Origin of the sequence: Pyxidicoccus caerfyrddinensis (genome assembly GCF_010894405.1) — a bacterium.
Taxonomy (GTDB): domain Bacteria; phylum Myxococcota; class Myxococcia; order Myxococcales; family Myxococcaceae; genus Myxococcus; species Myxococcus caerfyrddinensis.
In genome coordinates this window covers 59,311-76,483 of the sequence record NZ_JAAIYA010000028.1, presented here as the reverse complement: position 1 = coordinate 76,483, position 17,173 = coordinate 59,311, and the positions used below count along the sequence as shown (strand labels likewise).

The window sequence follows — 17,173 nt, the reverse complement described above, 5'->3', positions numbered from 1 at the left end:
AGGACTGAATGGCCTGGGAGCTCGGAAGTGTGGCGAAGCGCTGGATGCTGGCGCTCGCCGTCGGGAGTCTGTTGCTGGGCGCGGAGGCAGTGGCGGCGCCGGTCGGGCAGACCATCTGGCTGAAGGCGTGCTCGACGCAGCAGTTCGTGTCGGCGGACCAGAACCTGGGCGCCACCGCGCCGCTGGTGGCCAACCGCGCGACGGTGCAGGGCTGGGAGCAGTTCCAGGTCGTCGACGCGGGAGGCGGCACCATCGCGCTGCGTGCCACCGGTTCGGGCCTGTACGTGTCGGCGGACACCAACGTGGGCGGGCAGCTCACCGCCAACCGTCCCACCATCCAGGACTGGGAGCGGTTCGAGTGGGTGGAGCTGGGCAACGGCTCCATCGGCCTCAAGGCGCGGAGCAACGGGCTGTATGTGTCCGCCGACCTGGGCCGCAACGCGTCCGCGCCGCTGTACGCCAGCCGCGCGTCCATCGGCGGGTGCTGGGAGGCCTTCACCTGGGGCTCGGTGGGCGGTAGCGGCAACTGGGTTCAAGTCTGGAGTGACGAGTTCGACGGCACCACCGTCAACGCCTCCAACTGGGTCCACAACACCGGCGTGCATGTGAACAGCGAGCAGCAGCAGTACTCCAGCTCGCCTGGCAACGTGCAGGTCAGCAACGGCACGCTGAAGCTCATCGCGCGCAACGAGTGGTCCAACGGCTACCCCTTCACCTCCGGTCGGCTGGAGAGTGCGGGCAAGCGGGAGTTCGGCCACGGCCGCGTCGAGGCGCGCATCAAGATGCCGGTGGGCCCGGGCCTGTGGCCGGCGTTCTGGATGCTCGGCAACAACATCAACCAGGCCGGCTGGCCCGCGTGCGGCGAGCTGGACATCATGGAGAACGTCGGCTTCGGCAACTGGACGTCCGGCGCGCTGCATGGCCCGGGCTACTCGGGCAACACGCCCATCACCGGCCAGTTCTACCCGAGCTCTCCCGTCAGCGACTGGCACGTGTACCGCACGGAGTTCTCCACCGCGGACATCAAGTGGTTCATCGACGGCGCGCTGGTGAAGACGGTGACGCGCGGCGAGGTGGAGCGGTACGGCGCGTGGGTCTACGACAAGCCCTTCTTCATCATCCTCAACCTGGCGGTCGGTGGCAGCTACCCCTTCGGGATGAACGGCGCGAGCACGCCCTACTACGGCGTGCCGCAGTCCACGCTGGACCTCATCCGCCAGGCGCCCCAGCAGATGGAAGTCGACTGGGTGCGCGTCTACCAGTGGCAGCAGTAGCCGGGTGCTGCCCTCCTACCGCCAGCGGACGACGGAGGGCAGCACCATGCCCAGCGCCAGCAGGGTGATGGCCAGCCACAGCGACGAGCGGCCGTTGATGGCATGGATGATGGCGAGCAGGAGCGCGCCGAGGCCGCAGATGAGCGGGATGGACATGGGTGTGTCGCTTTCAGGGACTGCGCGGTGGGAAGACGTCGCTCACGAGCCGCCGCCCTTGCACGTCTGGGAGCCGGAGGGCGGACCCCAGCAGTCCTGCTTGGAAGGGCACTGGTAGTTGAAGCCGGGGTTGGGCAGCACCGCGGACTGGGCCTTGATGATGAAGTTCACGTAGACGTTCAGGGCCCGCGTCTCGTTGTCGGACACCTGGTAGGTGGGCGTCGAGTTGTTCGGCCCGACGAGCACGTTTGTCGTGGGGCTCGACTGGAACTGGAGGATTTCCGCGGGGATCTCCTCGCACAGGGTGGGCGGCGGCTGTGGCGGGCTGATGGGCTGCTGGGCGTCGTGCTGGTGCGTGAGGAAGGCGTCGAGCTGCACCGAGCCGACGCTGTTTCCGCTGTTGCCCTGTCCGTCGCTCCCCGACGCCGAATAGCGCGCGTTCAGCCGGCTGTCGGTGTCGGGGTCCCTCGGCTGGCTGGTGTTGCTGACGCCGGGGAAGTTGCGGGTGGCGTCCCGGTTGACGCCGCGCAGGAACGAGCCCCGGTAGTCCGGCAGGTAGAACTGGATGGGGGCCGTGTCGTTTCCTGACTTGGGCGGCGCCCCATACAGCGTGCCGATGATGTTGTAGAGCTCGGGGTACGTTGCGTTGTCCACGACGGCGCCGTCGCAGAAGAGCCAGCCCTGCGCCATGAGGTTGGCTTGGGTGCACGCGTTGATGGGACCCGCGTAGGGCAGCACCGAGCCCACGGGGGACACGACGGCGGTGGGGACCACCGTGGGGGCGCTGCCGGAAGGGGGAGGAAAGGGAATCATCGGCGTATCTCCGGAAGGGTGGAGCCCTCCCTTAGATAGAGGAGGGACGTGGGGACCTCGACGCGCCAGGAGTGGGGCTCACTCGTGTGTTTGCGGTCCATCGCCTCCAGCATCGCGGTGAGCAGGTCCACCAGCACCTCGGGGACGGGCACCTCGCCGGGCCCCCAGGGCGGGAGCTGGCCGTAGGCGAAGTAGTACGCCACCGGCAGCCAGTAGCTCGGCGCCACCGGGACGAGCATCCGCGCCGAGCCGGCCCGCAGGAAGCGCAGGAAGCGCGCGTCGGAGTCCTGCGCGTGCGTGGCCAGCCCCATCCAGTCGAAGGTCGGCTCCGCGGGCTTGCTCCCCGTGCCCCACGGGTAGAAGCGGTAGGCCATGTCCTTCCACTCGAAGGCCGCGTCGAAGAATCGCAGGTAGGGCGGCTGCTGGTCCTCCGGGCGCGGGTGGAGCGCCTGCAGCGCGGCGAGGCCCTTGCTCTTGAGCGCCTCGTGCTCCAGCTCGCGCAATGTCCACGGAGACTCCCGCAGCCGCTGCCAGCAGCCCTCGTACCAGAGGCGGCAGCAGCGCCGGTAGCCGGCGAGGATGGCCTCGTAGACGCGCAGCTGCCACACCTCCCACAGCATGGAGGTCCACGGCGGCGAGGGTGGAGACAGCGATGTGTCCCCGCCGGGAGGCGGCGTCACGCCCTCGGCGCGGTAGTAGGCCTCGAGCAGCTGGTAGTTCGTGTCGTCGATGTCGCGGTGCGAGGTGATGGGCATCCAGAAGCGCTCCGGCGGGAGCGGCGGAGTGGGCAGGCGGCCCGAGGGCTCCAGCAGCTCCTGCAGCGCGCTGGCGGGCTGCGGGACGAGAATCTCCACGATGAGGCGCGCGCCCCGCTCGTCGAGGCTCATCCGGTAGATTTTCTTCAGCCACTGGTAGATGCCCACCTGGCGCAGGTCCTTGCCGCGGTTGTCGTGCACGGCGCGGGAGACGCGCTCGGACTCCTCCACGAGGCGCCGCTCGCGCTGCGTGCCCAGCCGCGCTTCCAGGCGGTTCGCCGCGAGCTGGAGGGTCTTCTGGACGGTGCGGGTGTCGTCGGTGGTGAGCGTGTCCTGGTCCTTCAGCGTGTCGGTGGCGGTGCCGCCCAGCGTGAGCGTCAGGCCGTTGCTGCCGTAGCTGTAGGTGACGTTGCTGAAGTCGCGGGTGAGGGTGTCCGTGGCGGCCAGCGCCTCCACCTCGTGCCGCAGGTCCTGGTCCGTCTGCGTCTGGTTGGACTTCGACTCCTCGTCCTTCGACTCGCGCTCGCGGCGGGAGTGCTGCTCGGCGTGGGACTGGTGGCGCTCGGAGAGGACGCGCTTCTCACCCGGCATCACGTTGAGGGTGTAGGCAATCTCTCCCGGCTCGTAGCCCCGGAGCTGCTGGCGGACGAGCTTCAGCAGTCCGAAGCCGAGCAGCTGCGTCCAGCCCGTGTCGTCGCCCGGGGGGGACAGCGGCGAGCCCATGGCGCTGTCCGCCAGCGGCACGCTGTCCGGGAGCTGCGCGCGGGGCAGGACGACGAGCGCCGACAGCGCCTGCTTGCGCGGCTGTTCTTCCTTCAATGTCGCGTCGCCGCCGTGGAGCCGCTGGAGGAAGGCGAAGACTCGGAGTGCCTGGATGAGGGCGTCTCCTTCCTGCGTGCGTCCGGGGCTGTTCGCGGCGTGGTCGATGATTTGATTCCACAGCGTCGTCCGCAGGTCCGTCGCCTCCTGCGAGGACAGCCAGGTGCCCGGCGACTGCATCAGCGCGTCCCACGCCGTCTTCACCAGCTTCGAGAGCTCGCAGACGCCCTTGATGGCGGAGAGCACGGGATGCAGTCCGGCGAGCGTGCCCGTGGTGACTGGGGGCGGTGGAGGCGGGAGCGGCTCGGAGGGCTGCGAGGCGGGGGCCGCGGTGGCCGGCGGCGCGCTCGCGGCGGTGCTCGCCTCCGGGGCCGGGGGAGTCTCGGCGGGCGGAGGGGACGTCGTCGGCGCGGAGGAGGTGGTGTCGTCGGGGTGGAAGATGAAGCGGCCGTCCTGCTCGGGTGCGCCGCCCTTCTTCACGTACTGCATCACCAGGTAGGAGAGGATCTCGATCGACTCCGCCGGATTGTCGATGATGACGCCGGCGGGCTCGTCGTGGTTGGGGTGGAAGGGCGGGGCAGGCTGGTCGGTCCACCACTCGGAGATGCTGAGCTCCTGCACCATCGAGGCGCTGAGCTGCACCTCCGCGCGAAAGTCCACGCGCGGCAGTTGCTGGAAGTGCAGCTCCAGCTCCAGCGTGGCGGGAGGCTGACCGAGCTGCATCCACTTGCGGCGATTCACGGAGTCCAGCTGGAAGTGCTCCTCCTGGCCGTTGGTCGCGGAGCGCACCGTCCCACCGACGGCGAGCCCGTCCGGACTGGCATGCCAGGACACGGTGAAGCGGCCCATTCCCGGCAGCTCCACCCGCCCCACCCGGCCACGCTCAAGCGGTGGGGGGAGGTGGCCCGGCGACTGCGCGACGTGCGCGGGCGCCGGGCCGGAAACCGCGGTGTTTGCGGATGGGGCGGCGGGCTGCGGAGAGACCCGGGGCGCGGGGGTCGCCGAAGGAGATGGCGCCGCGGGCAACGCGGGCGTGCCGGGGAGCGGAGCCGGGGGACGTCCAGGAGTGCGCAGAGCCATCTGTCATCATCCTTTCAGGGAATGTGGTAGCCGCCGCTGCTGCCGCTGCCGCTGCCGCTCCCGCTGCTGCCGCCGCTGCCGCTGCCGCTGCCGCTGCCGCTCCCGCTGCTGCCGCCGCTGCCGCTGCCGCTCGAGGCCTGCATGGGCCACCAGGAGCTGATGCTGTCGGGATGGTCGGGCGACTTGTTGACGGTCCAGCCGCCGATGTTCGTCCGCAGGACGATGTCCGGCGAGAGCTGGATGCTCAGGATGATGGAGATGGGCCCTGACGAACCCATCTGGACCTGGGAGGCCAGGTCCAGGCGGGCCTCGGTCTTCAGTGGCGCCTCGGCGATCTGGCTCGAAGGGCTGGAGGCGGTGGCGGAGGCCTGCAGCGTGTAGCTGCCGGAGCTGCTTCCGCACTTGCTGGTGAGGGTGACGGAGTACGGGTCCGAGGCCTCCCAGGACAGGGAGAAGCCGTAGTACTCCCAGCTTCCCGAGGCGGCTGCGGTGTCCCCGGTATTCAGGGGCCGGATGGAGGAGGAAGAGGACTGCGTCGATGGGCTGGTCATGGGGTCTTTCTTCGCGATGGGGTCAGGTAGCGCGCAGACCGGTCTTCCCGGTCTCCTTGTCGTGGTAGGCGGTCACCGTGCAGTTCAGGGTCTTCAGGCTCAGGCGGTTGGACATGCAGCCGCCGATGACGGCATCCAGCTCGTACTCGTCCGCCAGTCCGAGCGTGCCGGAGTGCTGGGGCGGGAGCTGGAGCAGGCCCTCCAGATGGGGGTTGAGCCGCTCCACCTGGAAGCACAGCGGCAGCAGGGTGCTGTTCTCGCACCGCAGTTGATGGGGCTGGAGCGGGGGCTCCTGTACCACCTCGAAGAGGGGACTCTGGTCGTCGTTCCGGCGGAAGGCGAAGAGGCGGATGGACGGCCCGTTGAGCACGTCGAGCAGCAGGTCGTACCGCGCCTCCGGCGCGCTGTTGAACACGCGGACGCGGTACTGCTCGTCCACCTTCTGTCGGTACCTGCCCCCCTTGTCGAGCGTGAAGCTGCCCGACAGTCCCGCCTGCTGGCGGAGCCGGAACTGGACGCGCAGGGATGTGTCGTTGATGAGGAGCAGGGTCATCGTCGTCTCGAGCGCCTTCGAATGGGAAGCCGGAGAGGCAGCCGTGAGGCGGGGACAGGCGGACGGCGGTAGCTGGGAATCTTCCGCCCGTCCCCGCGCGCACCGGCCTTCAGCTCACCGTGAGGGTGTAGCTCTCGTCGTCGTTGTCCGGGGTGATGGTGATGGTCGCGTTCGGGTCCGTGATGGTCACCGTCGCCGTGGTGATGCCGTCGGCGATGGCGTAGCACTGCCACTGCTGCGCGGTGCTCACGGTGGTGTTGTTGTGCTCGTCCACCACGGTGACGATCTGCACCGGCGAGCCCGGCTGGCTGATGGTGAACTGCACCGGGTTGCGCCAGGTGTTCTCGCACACCAGCGCGGAGGGCTGGGTACCGGGGGACTGCACGAGCTGGAAGTCGTAGAAGCCGTCCTCCGTCAGCACCTGCGCCAGCAGCGTGGCGGACGTGTTGTTGAAGGAGAGCGTGTTGGACGTGAGCGAGAAGTCGCCCATCGTCGTGAAGGCCTTCACCTGGTAGTTGGTCGTGGTGGGGATGGAGGCCTGCCCACCGGCGTGGACGCCGATGCGGGCAACCTGGTTGGTGCCCTGGGACAGGCGGAACTCCACGGTGGGGGAGTTGGCGGCGGGGACGGCGTTGACGAGCTTGATGGCGGACATGACGACTCCTGCGTTGTGGGGTGAAGGCCGGGGGCTGCAATCGCGTGAGAGGCCGGCCTGTAAAAGCGCCCCCACACGTGAGACATGAAGCAGGGTGTGTCTGGCTTTCAGCGTGTGCCGCGTGCTGCGTGCTGCGGCGGCAACGATTTCAGGACGCCCGAGCCATCCCGTTGTGAATGGCGCGGGTTTCACGGCGTGAATCCGGCTTCAGGTCCGCCAGCACGTCGCGCAGGGCGCGGTACGCGAGCTGGACGCGCTTGCGCACGTTGCAGTTCGTCAGCCCGAGCCGGTGGGCGATGTCTCCATAGGACATGTCGTGCTGGAAGCGCATGATGAAGGGCTCGCGCAGCGTCGGTGGCAGCGCCAGGACGCGCTCCCAGACGCAGCTCTCCACCTCGTCGCGCAGCACCAGCGTCTCGGGGGAGGGCGCGGTCGACTCGAGGGTGCCGATGCGATCTACCGGCTCCTCGTCGTCGCCGGAGTCGTCATGAAAGCGCTGGCGACGGCGATGCGCGTCCACGCAGACGTTGCGCAGCACCGCGCCCAGCCAGGCCTTCTCGTTGGTGACGCGGAGCTCCTGCACGTGGACGGCTTCACACGCGCGGAGCATGGCCGCGCTGAACGCCTCCTCGGCGTCCGCGCGGTTGCCGTTCATCATGCAGAGGCTCTGCCGGTAGAGGTACTCGCTATGGCATTGCCAGACACTCCAGAAGCTATCCCTTGAAATGGACATCGCGGCCCGCGGGGCCCAACGCGAATCCGATCAGCAGGTCCGGTGCTGACTGGAAGGCGAGGAACCTGAATGTGTGAGTTGCCGTACGGAAGGCACTTCAACGCTTGACCCGAAGCAGAAGGGTCATGGGGCCGCATGTTCAATATTGATCCAGGGGCTGACATGCGCTGCCGCGGTGATTCGCATCACAGTTGCGTCGCGCCACGCGTCACCCCATGACGTGAAGACCGCCAACCTCGCCATCCTTCTCACGCGCGTCGTGCATGACACGGCGCGAGAACACCCTCGCACGTTCGACGAGGAGCGACGGCTGCGCGATGCGCACGCGTGGCGCGTGGTGCCGGCGTGTCGCGCCCGCGGAGGTCGGATGTTCAGCGCGCGCGGTGGCTCGTTCCTGGTTGCCTTTGCGTCCCCTACCGTGGCCGTCCTCTGTGCCCTGGAAATACAGACGCGGCGTGCGCGTGATGACATGCACGCGCCAAGACCTGGGCGGTTCGAGCTGCGGCAGGTGGTGAGCACAGGCGAGGTGTGGCTGGAGTCGGACGACGTCGGCGGTGAGCCAGCGGACCTGGCGGAGCGGCTGCTGGAGGCGCTCACCGGCGATGGCGTGTTCCTCACCGAGTCCACCTGGCTGGTGATGGACAAGGCGCGCATCCCCACGGAGCAGGTGGGCGTCTTCCTGCGCGACGTCGTCCCCGGCGGCGTGCGCGTGTTCCGTGCGCGAGCGCCGGCGAGCGGGCTGGGGCGGGGCCCCGGCTGGAGCGGCGAGGCCCGGCGCGGGGTGGCGCGGTTGACCCTGGTGTGCCACCGACTCGTGCGCCGCGTGCGCGACGTGACGTGGAAGCAGGCGAGGCGGGTGGCGCTGGTGGTGGGGTTGGTGGCGGTGCCGGTGGTGGCGTGGCACTGGCCTTCACGCCTGGAGTCCGCGCTCGAGGCCGTGGCGCGTGCGCCGGAGGCGGAGCGGGCCGCGAGGGCGCGCGAAGCGCAGGAGCTGCTGGGCGCGGAGGAGGACGAGGGCGTGCGCGCCTTCCATCAGGGACAGCTGCGCGAGCTGCTGGGCGAGCCGCGCCTGGCGGTGGAGGACTACCGCCAGGCCACGGAGGCGGGACATGGCGCCGCGGCGGAGCGCCTGGTGGAGATGCTGGGCCACGCGGAGTGTCCGGTGCGTGCCGCCGCCGCGCGGGTGCTCGGCGGGCTCTCCGTGGACGGGGCGCGCGAGCCGCTGCGGGAGCTGGCCGAGCGCGGGCCCGGTGATGGCGGCGGTGACAGGTGCGGCTCGCGCCGGGCGGCGGCGCAGGCGCTGCGCAGGTTGGAGGCGGCGTCGCGGTAGGAAGGGGAGGGGTGCGGCGCCAGGCGTGCGTCGTGACTCGAGTGAATGCGAAGGGCCGCCCCGCGGTTCAGCCGGGGCGGCCCTGGGTCTGCTCCGCGGTGACAGTCACTGCTGCCGGGGGACGGGCTTCCGGACCACGTACACCGGAATGCCTTCCAACTGGTCCGGAAGGCCATGGGTGTCCGCGTCCTCGGTGACGAAGAGCACGAGACAGGGAGCGTCAGCCCCTCCGTGCTCGCGTGCGTTGCCCTGGGCGAGCCCGGTGACGTCGGACCTTCGCAGCAGCCCGGGGCCGTGCCGCTCGATGATGTCCCGCAGGTCCTGGTCTGCCATCGTGGCTCCTCTTCCGCTTCGCGGATGCGCCCGGCGGTGGCCGGGCGGGCGCTCCGAGTCTAGACCTTGACCGCGACCGAGCCGCTGTCGCCGCCCTGGGACATGAGGGTGGTGATGAACTGGTTCTTGAACACCGCCGTGCCGAGGCCCTGGATGCCCACCTTGAGAATGGCGTTCAGGTGGGTGATCTTGCCCGTCGTCTTCTCGGTGGTGCGCCCCGTCTTCTGCACCTCCAGGCCGAGGCTGGCGGCCGTGCTGCAGTCGGCGCTCGCGAAGCGCACGTCGAGCAGGCTCAGCACGACGTCGATGGGCGAGTAGAAGCTCTGCGTCTTGCTGTCACCGCCCCACAGCAGGCCGACGGCGGGATTCGCCTTGCTGGGCGCGGGCACGCCGTTGAGCGGCGTGTCGTCGATGGCGGAGGAGTCGAGGGGCGTCGCCACCGCCGCGTCCACCGCGTTGAAGCCCTGGGCCTCGGGGACGATGGTGATGAACTTGGAGAGCTTGGCGATGGTGTTCGCGGGCGCCCGGCCACCATCCGCGTAGCCCGGGTAGACGATGGGCGAGCCGATGGGCGCGGCGTTGTTGTTGGCGAGCACGTGGTTGTTCGAGAGGATGCGCTTGGAGCCGTCCTTGTTGTCGTAGACCACCGCGCCGAACGTGCCCGCGGTGACGCTCACCTCGCCGATGCTGGTGCCCGGGTGGGCCGGCAGCACGCTGGAGATGTTGGTGTGCTGGTAGAAGGGGCCGGCCGCCTCGACGACGTCCGTGAGGACGTCCTGGCCGGAGATGGACAGCTTGGCGGGCAGCAGCACGCTCGAGGGGAGCATCGAGCGCGCCACCTTCCGCGCCACGAAGACGGTCACCGCGTGGTCGCCGGTGTTCTGACCGCCCGCCAGCTTGTAGCCCGCGGCCACGCCCAGGACGTTGGGGTCCTTCAGAAACGACTCGCCGTGGAGGTGGACGGCGCGCAATGCCAGGTGCAGCGGAGTACCGGAACTCGAGGCCATGGGACATCTCTCCTACCTCGCGCTCGCGCGAGGTGCTGTGGGGTGCAGCCGGAGAGACGGCGTAGCATCAACGGTTGTGAAGCGAAGGCGGCCTGGAAACACCGCGAGCCAGGGCGCCCACTCTCATGGGCACGCTGGCTCGGGTCTACCGCCGGGAAATCATGTCGCCCGTGGATCAGGCGGCGAGGGTGGCCTCGTCCACGCCGGCCTCGGCCATCAGCGTGGCGAGCGCGGCCTTGAGCTTGTCCTTGGCGCGAATCTCCAGCTGGCGGGCGCGCTCGCGGGAGAAGCCGAAGTGCTCGCCCAGCTCGCTGAGGGTCATCTCCGCGTCGCCCATGACGCGCTGCTCGATGATGAAGCGCTCGCGCGGGTCCAGGCGGCGCAGGGCGCGCTGCACCAGCTCGCGGGTGAGGTCCGCCTGCTGCTTGTCGGCGACCTCGTCCACCGCGGAGGCGGACTCGGACTCGACGAAGTCCAGGTGCGTGGCGTCACCGTCCTCGCCCATGGGCGCGTCGAGCGACAAGTCACGGCCGCCCATGCGCTGCTCCATCTCGCGCACCTCGGAGGCCTTCACGTTCAGCTTCCGGGCAATCTCCTCGGCGTTGACGATGTTGCCATTGCCGGCGCCCATCTTCTCCAGCTCGCGGCGCGTGCGGGCCAGGCTGAAGAACAGCCGGCGCTGCGCCTGCGTGGTGCCGAGCTTCACCAGGCTCCAGTTCTTGAGGATGCAGTTCTGGATGTACGCGCGAATCCACCACACCGCGTAGGAGATGAGGCGGATGCCCTTGTCCGGGTCGAACTTCTGCACGGCCTTCATCAGGCCGATGTTCGCCTCCTGGATGAGGTCCGACATCTTCAGGCCGTAGGAGCGGTACTCGTAGGACACCTTCACCACGAAGCGCAGGTTGGCCGTGACGAGCTGGTGGCCCGCGGCCAGGTCCCCCGCGCGGAAGCGGCGGGAAAGTTCCTGCTCCTGCGGCTGCGTGAGCAGCGGGTAGCGGTTGATCTCCGAGAGGTACGTGGAGAGCGAGTCGGGGGAGGCAGAGAAGGAGTTGGAGGTCTGCATGGTGTCTCTCGGGGTAAAGAGATCGAAACTTGGGGGTTCGCTCGACTGCGGACGGGGGTGGCCTATCGCAATGCGTGTGCCACGGCCGATCTGCAGCGTTCCCGAGTGGATACGCGGGTTTGCACAAACGCCCCAGGGTGCTTAGGGGCGGTAGTCGGTCGTTTTTACAGGGGGCCGGAAGGAAGTCTCTTCCGAACGTTTACCGGCAAACGTGAGGTTGCGCGGGACGCGCCGCGAGGGGCAGGCAGGCGGACGAGCCCTCGCAGGGCGGGTGTGCTCCTTCTTACCTCCTGCGTCATCTCCACCTTGGGGAGATGGTGGACGTCTTCCAGCTCTTCGCTGTCTCCGCGGTGGTGATGGGTGTGTCGCAGACCATCGCCCGGGAGCGCATCTTCGCCCCGCTGCGGGAGCGGCTCGGAGGGAAGGACACCTTCTTCGGGTACCTGGTGTCCTGTTCCTATTGCGTGTCGCACTACGCCGCGTTCGCGCTGGTGCCGCTGACGGGGACGTACGCCATCGACGTCACCGTCGGCGGCTGGCCGGGCAGGGTGCTGAGCTGGTTTCTCTCCTCGTTGCTCATCACCGTCATCGCCGCCTTCTTCCGGGTGGTGTTCTGGTTCGTGGACGAGACGCAGGGCCTGGTGAAGCGGCGCCAGCGCACGGAAGAAGAGGAGACCGCGACGAAGCGTCTCATCCGCAAGCGCGCGGAGCAGAAGGTCACCCCGGAGGAGCGGAGCGAGCCTCCAGCGCCAGACTCGCACTGACCCGGACGGCGCGCAGAGGTCTCCGGGGGCGCATCCTTTAATTTTAGGTAAGCCCTGTAAACTTTGACTTCCGTGTTCCGGGCGGGGCTACTTCGCGTGCGGGCCGGGACGCCCCTTCACGCGCGTCCGCTCGCAGGGGGCACTCACATGAGAGCGGGTCCATTCTTCCAGCAGGCGCTCGCGGGCGCGGCGCTGGTGGCGACGAGCGCGTGCGGTTCACTGTCTCCGGCCGATGACGTCCCGCCCGCGGCGGACGTGGCGGTCTCGTCAGCGGCCATTGGCGCGACGCGTGGCAGCTACCCGGCGCCGCGCTCGCCGGTGATGCTGGGCGTCCACTCGCCCGACGTCACAGGCCAGCTGGGCGCGCTGACGGCGATGTTCCCCGGGCGCAAGGGCTGGATTGTGAAGGAGACGTACAGCACCGACGTGAACTGGATTGGGGGCCTGCTGAGCGGCATGGCCATCGCGGCGGGGCAGGGCTTCACGCCGGTGGTGCGCGTGGATTACGCGCGCGACGGCGGCAACATCAACCCGCAGGGCGCGGCGGTGGCGGGCGCCACCATTCCGTGGGAGGGCGGGACGAACAACGGCTCCTGGGGCCGCTGCTTCCTCTCCCCGGACCTGAGCGCGCGAGCGGGTGACATCACCACGCCGGGCGGTACCCACAAGGAGTGCTACCTCGACTACCTCCGCCGCGTGCTCACCGCGCCGAACAACGGTGCGGTGCACACCTGGATCATCGGCAACGAGATGAACATGAAGGGCGAGGCGCTGGGCTTCCCCGGCGGCCGGATTCCCTACAACGTCTACGGCGACGTGTACCGCTCCGCGCGGGCGCTCATCCGGGGCACGGCGGGGCATGGGAATGACGTCGTCTATGTTGGCGGCGTGTCGCCCAACGCGACGGACTTCACCTCCGACGTCTACACGTCCGGCAGGGACTACCTCACCGGGATGCTCTACAACCTGCACCCGGTGGACGTGGACGGCATCGCCATCCACGCGTACGCGGGTGGGGTGAGCAATGCGGCCGCGGGCCTGACGTCGTTCCGCACGGGCACCACGGGTGCGGGGCTGGGCTACCAGAACGCGCTCCAGTGGATTGACGCGCTGGGCTTCTCGCAGGTGCCGGTGCTGCTGTCCGAGTGGGCGGCGAACGTCGAGGGCTCCTCCACCGAGAGCGACGTGGCGAGCTTCATCGTCACGGCGCTCAACGACATGAACGCGTGGAACGGGGGCAGCTCGAATCACGACCTCATCGGCGCCGTCTGGTACACGTGGCACGACGACGCGTGGCCGCAGCAGTCGCTGTCGCGCTACCCGGCATTGCGGCAGGCGTTCACGAACAACTCCAACACGTTCAACGCGGGAGACGCGAACACGGGCTGGGGCGCGTGCTGGCGGCAGAGCACCTCGCCCTCGCGCCTGTTCCCGGAGACGGGGAAGACGGTGCGTGGGCTGTTCCTGAGCACGTATGACTCGAAGGGCGGGCTGGGCGTGTTCGGCTATCCCGTCGCAGAGGAAGACTGCGGCGTGGACACGCGCACCGGGCGCATCCTCTGGCAGCAGTGGTTCCAGCGGCACCGGCTGGAGTACCACCCGGAGCTGCCCTCGGGCTCGCAGGTGGCGCTGGGCTCCATCGGCAGCCAGCTCGCGCGCGAGCGGTATGGCATCAACCCGGATGACTGGAACCCGGGGCAGAGCTCGCCCGGTTCCAACTGCTCGCTCATCGGCCCGTTCGCCGGAGGCGGCAAGTACGTGTGCGGCGCCTTCCGGGACTACTACAACGCGAAGGGGGTGGCCGTGCTCGGCTATCCCATCTCCAAGGAGCTGGACTTCCTGACGAAGGACAACCGGTGGATTCGCGCGCAGTGGTTCGAGCGGGCGCGGCTCGAATACAACGGCGCGGTGACGCCCATCCCCATCCAGGGCGGGCTGCTCGGGTGCGAGGCGTCTGGAATCGTCGGGCCGGGGTGCTGAGGTACTGAAGAGAATCGGGTGGGAGGACTCAGGGCCTCCTGCCCGCTACTTCGCCACGGGTTGATCCAGCGGACGGAGCAGGCCCGCGCGGTCCAGCAGCTCCTGGACGCGCGCGGCGAGGGCGACGTGCTCCGGGTTGGCGGCGGTGAAGCGTTCCGGAGTGAGGATGATGAGGGTGCCCTTGTCTTCCACGGGCTCGATGCGCACGGGCGCGGGGAGGGGAGGCACCGTGCCGCGCTGGCGGGAGAAGTACGTCACCCAGCCGGTGAAGGTGCCTGCTTCGAGGCCCTGCCAGGCTGTGTCACGGTGAAGGTGGGAGGTGGCGATGCCACATTCCGGGGCCCAGGCCAGGGCCATGGCTCGCACCACCTCGGTCAGCACAGGCGCGGTGAGGACTCTCTCGGCGACAGCTCCCCGGCTAGGAGACCTGAGCACGCAGGCGGGCCGCGACCAGCGGTTGTCCGAGCCGCATGAACCATTAACACCGGACGTTTCCTTCTCGTTGTCACCTGCCCACAGCCAATAGTGGAACTCATCGTCACCGACCCGGTTCTTCTTCTTCTGAAACCGCTTCATGAAAGCCGTGGCATCCGTCTGGACTTGGCGCTCGCGGGCTTTCGCGAAGGAGCTCCCTGTCTCGTGCCACCGGTTCCAGGTCGGTTCCAGCGTGCCGATTCGATGAAAGAAGTCCTCCGCGCGTCGGGCGCACGCTTCAACGGTTTCGCTGCGGGGTGGCCAGTAACAGGCCGAGTAGTAGGTCTCCGTCATTCGTCGTGCATTCCTCACTGCGGAAGGTGACTGATTTCGACTCCTGTGACACCTGCTTCGCTGAACAACTTGCGCAACGCGTCCGCGAACTTCTTCTCTGCGACGACCCACCGGACCCGCATTCCATTGGCAGCCCTGAGCTGACGACTTGCCTGAAGAATGAACCTGTTTGCTCCACTGAAGAACCACTTCGGATCCAGTTCTCCGTCGAAGAACTTCGCCAGATTGGGTCCCTTGGCCTCCAGCAGCACCCCGTCCTTCGGGTCGAAGCCGTCGAAGTCAACATCGTCACCGCCCACCTTGACCCGGTAGGCATAACCCCTGGGAGCACCCGTCACTCTTTCCTGGAAGGCACGGGCGCTCTCCGGCATCGACTCATCCACCTGCGCCCATTCTCCAGGACCCCCAGAAGGCAGGACCTTCACTCCTGGGATTCCGCCGCCCGAGCCCATGGCCGCCATGGCGACCGCGTTGGGAGCCAGGGCGATGACGAGCTGTCCTTCCACCACGGCCACGGACGTCACCGCTCCCGCGGCCTCCAGCCTCAAGCCCACCTGTCTGGCGGCCAGTGCCGTCGCCTCGGCGAAGCGAGGCAGCTGGGGCAGCCTCGCCGCCAGCCCCGTTGCGCCCCCAGCCGCGCCCCGGCTCATCAGCATCGTCGCAGCCAGCACGAAGACGCGGGCGCCCTCCTTGCCCATCACCCCGCCGAAGCGCTCGCCAGCGGCATTCAACTCCTGGAACGTGGTGGCTCTGTCGGCCGCAATCTTCAACTCGATGCAAGCCCGCACCACCGCCAGGAAGGAGTCGACTCCCAGGTACGCCAGCATGACAGCCGACAGCACCGCCGCCGCCTTGGTGAACACCGGCTCCGGGTTCGCTGCCAGCACCACCCATGTGACCAGGGCGGACACCACCACGGCCTTGAAGAGCGCGGGATTGAAGGTGTCCTCCAGCGCATCGGCGATGCTCTCGTGCATGGGGTCCATCGACAGCCCCAGGGCCATCGCCAGCCTGTCCATGGGCGTGAAGCCCAGGCCGTCTTCCAGCAGCGAGAGACAGTCTCCCGGCGCCTCGTGGGCCTGGCACCAGCGCCCGTAGCCCTTGCGCAGCGCCAGCTGCATCACCCTGTCCGCAGTTGCGAAAGAGCCAGAGGTCGAGGTCCGCACCAGCCATCCCGCGTGAGACGCGCGGATGGACAGCGGCACCTCCAGCACCAGCCGCGCAAGTGCCTCCTCGAACGCGTCCTCGTCCACCAGGACGGACCTGTCCGAGGAAGGCGGGGCGTATTCGATGGGGCGCCCCTGACCCGTCTCCAGCCGCACCACGCGCGGGGCGGAACAGCCCGTCAGCAACACCAGCCACAGCGACACGGCGCCACGAAAGGTCATCGGAGGAGCTCCCGGTTCTGGCGCCCCCTCACCGCCGGGTGTTCGGGCCGGACGTTAACAGGCGCACCTTCCACCTCGACGCCTCCTCTTCACTGCCGGCACGTCTGGCCTTCACCCCCGGGCGCGCAACTTCCGTCTCACATTTGTAGACAATGGTGGGCAAGCCCATCGCCCCCGTGGGCTGGAGGTCTCCCATGAGCCCCATCGACCGCAGCCGCAACCTCTCCGTCCCCACGAGCCCCACTCCGGCCCGCAGCACCGCGACGGCGCTGAAGAACCCGATTGGCTCGGTGTTGGACGCCGCGAAGCAGGGCCTGGCCGACCTCCCCCGCTTCGTGAAGATGGGCGCGGACGTCTTCGAGGCCTCGCACCTCAGCGAGCTGCGCCGCATCTTCGGGGGCGACGCGAAGCCGGACCGCATGAGCGACGGGAAGTTCGTCGGCGCCAAGGGGCAGTCCTTCCCGCCCGGCACGCCGCTCAAGGACATCCCCGCCGTCACGCCGCTCGACAATCCGAACCCGTCGAAGACCATCCTCTACGTCAACGGCATCATGACCCCCACGGCGGGCCAGCTGCACGAGATGCAGTCCATCGCCGACACCGCGGACGCGCGTGTCATCGGCATCCACAACGCCACCCAGGGACTGGTGGCGGACCTTGCCCAGTGCGTGACGGACAAGCTCGACAAGGGTACCAACCCCGCCGTGGACACGCTGGCGGACACCGTCTACGGCGAGCTGAAGGCGGGCCGCGAGGTCCACCTCATGGGCTACAGCCAGGGCGGCCTCATCACCGCGCGCGCCCTGTTCGACGTGGAGCGCCGGCTGCGCATCGAGGACGGCATGTCCAAGGGCCAGGTCGAGCAGCTCATGAGCAAGCTCAGCGTGGAGACCTTCGGCGCCGCGTCCACGCGCTACCCGGACGGCCCCAAGTACGTCCACTACGTCAACAACGCGGACGCCGTGCCCACCCTCACCGGCCTGGGCGGCAGCATCGACCCGGCGGCCTTCCTCAAGGACGCGGGCAAGGGCGCCGTGGTGCACCGCTTCACCGACGGCAACCTCAACCCCATCAGCAACCACATGCTGGACACCCTGTACATGAAGCACCGGGTGGACTTCGACGAGGCGCGCGCGGGGCGCTTCTAG

At 68.7% G+C, this 17,173-nt stretch carries 17 protein-coding genes; 5 read left to right on the top strand and 12 right to left on the bottom strand.

Annotated elements, in window-relative coordinates; translation table 11 throughout:
- The first annotated feature begins 8 nt into the window (after positions 1–8).
- Positions 9–1,274, top strand: coding sequence for a family 16 glycosylhydrolase (locus tag G4D86_RS43130; protein WP_164000589.1), 1,266 nt, complete (start codon positions 9–11; stop codon positions 1,272–1,274).
- A gap of 15 nt (positions 1,275–1,289) precedes the next feature.
- On the opposite strand, the gene G4D86_RS43125 is transcribed toward G4D86_RS43130, so the two are convergent.
- The 7 genes from G4D86_RS43125 to G4D86_RS43095 all read right to left on the bottom strand — a co-directional run bounded on the left by G4D86_RS43125 (position 1,290) and on the right by G4D86_RS43095 (position 7,389).
- Complete coding sequence (locus tag G4D86_RS43125; RefSeq protein WP_164000587.1) at positions 1,290–1,430, bottom strand: hypothetical protein; 141 nt, start codon at positions 1,428–1,430, stop codon at positions 1,290–1,292.
- Positions 1,431–1,472: 42 nt separating this feature from the next.
- Complete coding sequence (locus tag G4D86_RS43120) at positions 1,473–2,243, bottom strand: phage tail protein (protein WP_164000585.1); 771 nt, start codon at positions 2,241–2,243, stop codon at positions 1,473–1,475.
- Positions 2,240–4,666, bottom strand: a complete 2,427-nt coding sequence (locus G4D86_RS43115) for a hypothetical protein (RefSeq protein WP_164000583.1) — start codon at positions 4,664–4,666, stop codon at positions 2,240–2,242. The genes G4D86_RS43120 and G4D86_RS43115 overlap by 4 nt, the downstream gene beginning before the upstream one ends.
- Before the next feature lie 245 nt (positions 4,667–4,911).
- Positions 4,912–5,448, bottom strand: coding sequence for a hypothetical protein (locus G4D86_RS52365; protein WP_205520307.1), 537 nt, complete (start codon positions 5,446–5,448; stop codon positions 4,912–4,914).
- A 22-nt stretch (positions 5,449–5,470) separates the two neighbouring features.
- Positions 5,471–6,001, bottom strand: coding sequence for a hypothetical protein (locus tag G4D86_RS43105; protein ID WP_164000581.1), 531 nt, complete (start codon positions 5,999–6,001; stop codon positions 5,471–5,473).
- 109 nt (positions 6,002–6,110) lie between these two features.
- Entirely contained in the window at positions 6,111–6,656 is a 546-nt protein-coding gene (locus G4D86_RS43100; protein ID WP_164000579.1) for a hypothetical protein, read from the bottom strand.
- A 148-nt stretch (positions 6,657–6,804) separates the two neighbouring features.
- The gene (locus tag G4D86_RS43095; RefSeq protein ID WP_275899214.1) at positions 6,805–7,389 is read right to left on the bottom strand and encodes an RNA polymerase sigma factor; all 585 of its coding nucleotides are present in this window, start codon (positions 7,387–7,389) and stop codon (positions 6,805–6,807) included.
- Between the two features lie 511 nt (positions 7,390–7,900).
- On the opposite strand from G4D86_RS43095, the gene G4D86_RS43090 reads away from it, so the two are divergent.
- Positions 7,901–8,719 (top strand): hypothetical protein, encoded by an 819-nt coding sequence (locus G4D86_RS43090; protein ID WP_164000573.1) that lies wholly within the window; start codon positions 7,901–7,903, stop codon positions 8,717–8,719.
- A 105-nt stretch (positions 8,720–8,824) separates the two neighbouring features.
- On the opposite strand, the gene G4D86_RS43085 is transcribed toward G4D86_RS43090, so the two are convergent.
- The 3 genes from G4D86_RS43085 to G4D86_RS43075 form a co-directional block, all read right to left on the bottom strand.
- Positions 8,825–9,052 carry a hypothetical protein gene (locus G4D86_RS43085; protein ID WP_164000571.1) on the bottom strand — a complete coding sequence of 76 codons (228 nt, stop codon included), beginning with the start codon at positions 9,050–9,052 and terminating at the stop codon, positions 8,825–8,827.
- A gap of 59 nt (positions 9,053–9,111) precedes the next feature.
- Positions 9,112–10,059, bottom strand: coding sequence for a chymotrypsin family serine protease (locus tag G4D86_RS43080; protein WP_164000569.1), 948 nt, complete (start codon positions 10,057–10,059; stop codon positions 9,112–9,114).
- 175 nt (positions 10,060–10,234) lie between these two features.
- Positions 10,235–11,125 carry an RNA polymerase factor sigma-32 gene (locus G4D86_RS43075; protein ID WP_164000567.1) on the bottom strand — a complete coding sequence of 297 codons (891 nt, stop codon included), beginning with the start codon at positions 11,123–11,125 and terminating at the stop codon, positions 10,235–10,237.
- Between the two features lie 314 nt (positions 11,126–11,439).
- Here G4D86_RS43075 and G4D86_RS43070 point away from each other — a divergent pair, with 314 nt between their 5' ends.
- Both G4D86_RS43070 and G4D86_RS43065 read left to right on the top strand, forming a co-directional pair.
- Positions 11,440–11,889 carry a hypothetical protein gene (locus G4D86_RS43070; protein ID WP_164000565.1) on the top strand — a complete coding sequence of 150 codons (450 nt, stop codon included), beginning with the start codon at positions 11,440–11,442 and terminating at the stop codon, positions 11,887–11,889.
- A gap of 147 nt (positions 11,890–12,036) precedes the next feature.
- Positions 12,037–13,869 (top strand): hypothetical protein, encoded by a 1,833-nt coding sequence (locus G4D86_RS43065; RefSeq protein ID WP_164000563.1) that lies wholly within the window; start codon positions 12,037–12,039, stop codon positions 13,867–13,869.
- 45 nt (positions 13,870–13,914) lie between these two features.
- Here the strand turns inward: G4D86_RS43065 and G4D86_RS43060 are convergent, their stop codons facing one another.
- Positions 13,915–14,637, bottom strand: a complete 723-nt coding sequence (locus tag G4D86_RS43060; protein ID WP_164000561.1) for an immunity 52 family protein — start codon at positions 14,635–14,637, stop codon at positions 13,915–13,917.
- 14 nt (positions 14,638–14,651) lie between these two features.
- Positions 14,652–16,025 carry a SitA5 family polymorphic toxin gene (sitA5, locus tag G4D86_RS43055; RefSeq protein WP_164000559.1) on the bottom strand — a complete coding sequence of 458 codons (1,374 nt, stop codon included), beginning with the start codon at positions 16,023–16,025 and terminating at the stop codon, positions 14,652–14,654.
- 194 nt (positions 16,026–16,219) lie between these two features.
- Between sitA5 and G4D86_RS43050 the strand changes: the two genes are divergently transcribed.
- Positions 16,220–17,173: a hypothetical protein gene (locus G4D86_RS43050; protein ID WP_164000557.1), complete on the top strand. Its 954-nt coding sequence runs from the start codon at positions 16,220–16,222 to the stop codon at positions 17,171–17,173.